This window comes from Pseudomonas sp. PME37.24/025 (assembly GCF_055556615.1).
The window spans coordinates 1-257 of sequence record NZ_JBVHNK010000352.1 but is presented as its reverse complement, the minus strand read 5'-3'; the positions used below and the strand labels follow the sequence as shown (position 1 = coordinate 257).

Genomic DNA, 257 nt, shown 5'->3' with positions numbered 1-257 from the left:
ATTGAGTGCTTTGTATCAGGCGACAGAACAAGGATACGTGCATTTTGTTCGCTGGAACAAAACTGGCCAGAGTTTGACCGATCTGATTGATCGTGAGGCCAAGCTTTTACTCCTGCCACAGACTGATGCGCCGATTTATTTATATAGTCGTTCTGGCATGGCTAATGCCAGTAATCAAAGTACCAATCAGCAGATTATCCGTCTTCAACAGCGCAGTACAGCTACATCAACGAGTAAATTTAAAAATCGCTGGATGC

1 protein-coding gene is annotated in these 257 nt (G+C 44.0%); it reads left to right on the top strand.

Features of this window, described 5'->3' with window-relative positions; genetic code table 11:
* The coding region (locus ACZ3HH_RS30665) for a hypothetical protein (protein ID WP_465810433.1) at positions 1 to 257 on the top strand (257 nt) is incomplete at both ends.